2 protein-coding genes and 1 pseudogene are annotated in these 2191 nt (G+C 59.3%); all 3 read right to left on the minus strand.

What is annotated here, in order from left to right; genetic code table 11:
- Positions 1–31: 31 nt before the first annotated feature.
- A pseudogene (gene tnpC, locus G3436_RS22615) lies at positions 32–1566 on the minus strand (IS66 family transposase).
- A gap of 62 nt (positions 1567–1628) precedes the next feature.
- Positions 1629–1964 carry an IS66 family insertion sequence element accessory protein TnpB gene (gene tnpB / locus G3436_RS22620; protein ID WP_159985346.1) on the minus strand — a complete coding sequence of 112 codons (336 nt, stop codon included), beginning with the start codon at positions 1962–1964 and terminating at the stop codon, positions 1629–1631.
- Positions 1961–2191: hypothetical protein (locus G3436_RS27970; RefSeq protein WP_243667267.1), on the minus strand; the 231-nt coding region annotated here is incomplete at its 5' end. The genes tnpB and G3436_RS27970, both read right to left, overlap by 4 nt.

The following is a 2191-nucleotide window of genomic DNA, read 5'->3' on the forward strand; positions in this document are numbered from 1 at the left end:
GTAAGCGTCCGGCGAACTCACCTTGCGTAAGTCAGGCCGGCACCCACTGATGCGGCAGCAATTGCCCGATCTCACTGGCCCGCTGTGTCGGCAACCGCGTCAGCACATCTTTGAGATAGGCATACGGATCATGCCCATTCATGCGTGCCGATTGGATCAGGCTCATGATTGCAGCCGCCCGTTTGCCACTGCGCAGCGACCCAGCGAACAACCAGTTCGAGCGACCAAGTGCCCATGGTCGTATCTGATTCTCGACTTGGTTGTTGTCGATGGGCACAGCCCCATCGTCCAGGTAGCGCGTCAGCGCTACCCAGCGTTTCAGGCTGTAATCGAGGGCTTTAGCTGTGGCTGATCCGTTGGGCACCAAGTCGCGCTGGACCAACATCCAGCCATGCAGTGTTTTGATGATCGGTACCGCCATTTCCTGACGTATTCGCCAGCGATCTTCATCACTCATGTCCCGCGCTTGGCGTTCGACCTCGTACAACCCGCCAATCGAGTGCAGCGCTTGTTCGGCCAGCTGACTTTTGTTCGCCACGTGCAGATCGAAAAACTTGCGACGAGCGTGAGCCATACAGCCGATTTCAGTGATGCCTTGCTCAAAACCGGCCTTGTATCCAGCGAAGTCGTCGCAGACCAGCTTGCCCTTCCAATCACCCAGGAAGTTGCGTGCATGCTCGCCAGCACGGCTTGGGCTGAAGTCGTAAACCACCGCTTTGAGCGCCGAAAACGGCGTAGTGCTGTAGGCCCAGACGTAGGCCCGGTGGGTTTTCTTCTCGCCCGGCGCAAGCATTTGCACGGGTGTTTCATCGGCGTGGATCACGCCCTGGCTCAGCACTGCTTCACGCAACGCATCGACCAGCGGCTGGAGTCGCACGCCGGCTTGCCCGACCCACTGGGCCAAGGTCGAGCGAGCGATTGCCAGCCCGGCGCGGCCAAAGATTTTCTCCTGCCGATACAACGGCAGGTGATCGGCAAATTTGGCCACCATCACGTGAGCCAGCAAGCCTGCGGTCGGGATACCTTTGTCTATAACCTGCGCCGGTACCGCGCCTGGATTAGTGTTTCGCACTGACGGCAGGCCCATTTGCCACGCACATGTTGCTCGACGGTAAACACGCCCGGCGTGTAATCCAGCTTCTCACTGACATCTTCGCCGACGCGTTGAAGTTGGCAGCCACAGGCGCACTGGGTGTTTTCTGGTTCATGACGAATCACCGTGCGTGGAAACTGAGGCGGTAATGGCGCACGTTTGGGTGACTGCCGTAGTTCGGCCTGTGGCGCTGCTGGGAGGAGCTGTTTTAGCTCGGCCTCGATAGCTTCAAAGTCTGTATCGAGCAGGTCATCCAGCAAGTTGCCTTGTGCCGGGCTGATTTGCTCGCTGCGCTTGGCAAACTTGTGGCGTTTGAGAAGAGCGATTTCGTAAGAGAGCTGTTCGATGATGGTTTCATCGTTCTGGATCTTTCTGCTCATCGCCTCGACCTGGGACTGCAACTGCAACGCCTGTTCCGCCAAGGCACGAAGCTGTTCCGAGGTCATCTGGTCGAGGTTGGGCGAGGAAGTCATGCCGCCGATTGTGCCAGAGCAGGCACGGGGCAACGACAAGTAGACCGGCCAAATGGCCGCGTTTACAGCAGGCGGATCACACCGCCTGCACCGACGCGCTGCCATGGCAGGCCCAGCACCAAGGCCTGGAGTTGTTCGCTGTCGAGTTCGACCTCGCAGCCATGGCGAATGCCAGGCCAGTGGAACTTGCCTTGATTCAGTCGTCGCGCGGCAAGCCAGACGCCCACGCCGTCGTGCACCAACACTTTCATTCGGTTAGCCCGGCGATTGGCGAACAAGTAAGCGCAGTGCGGCTTCGCCGCACCGAACACCGCGATCACCCGGGCTAATGCCGTCTCGGTGCCGGCGCGCATGTCCATGGGGTCGGTGGCCAGCCAGATCGCATCAATGCGGATCATTGAGCGAAAGCCCGGATAAATTGCGCGCAGCCCTCGGGATCTGAGGTCGGCCATTTCACCGTGATCACTTGCCCAGCCATGGGCAACTCGATGATCACTGACGTTTCGGCTGGCCGTTTAGGTGCGGCTTTTAGCGGGACGAATGCCGGTAGTGAAGCTGCTGCGGGCGGGTCTCGAAAGAGCGGCATCCATTTGCGGATGACGTTGGCATTGATGCCGTGGCTGAT

This window comes from Pseudomonas brassicae (assembly GCF_010671725.1).
Lineage (GTDB): Bacteria > Pseudomonadota > Gammaproteobacteria > Pseudomonadales > Pseudomonadaceae > Aquipseudomonas > Aquipseudomonas brassicae.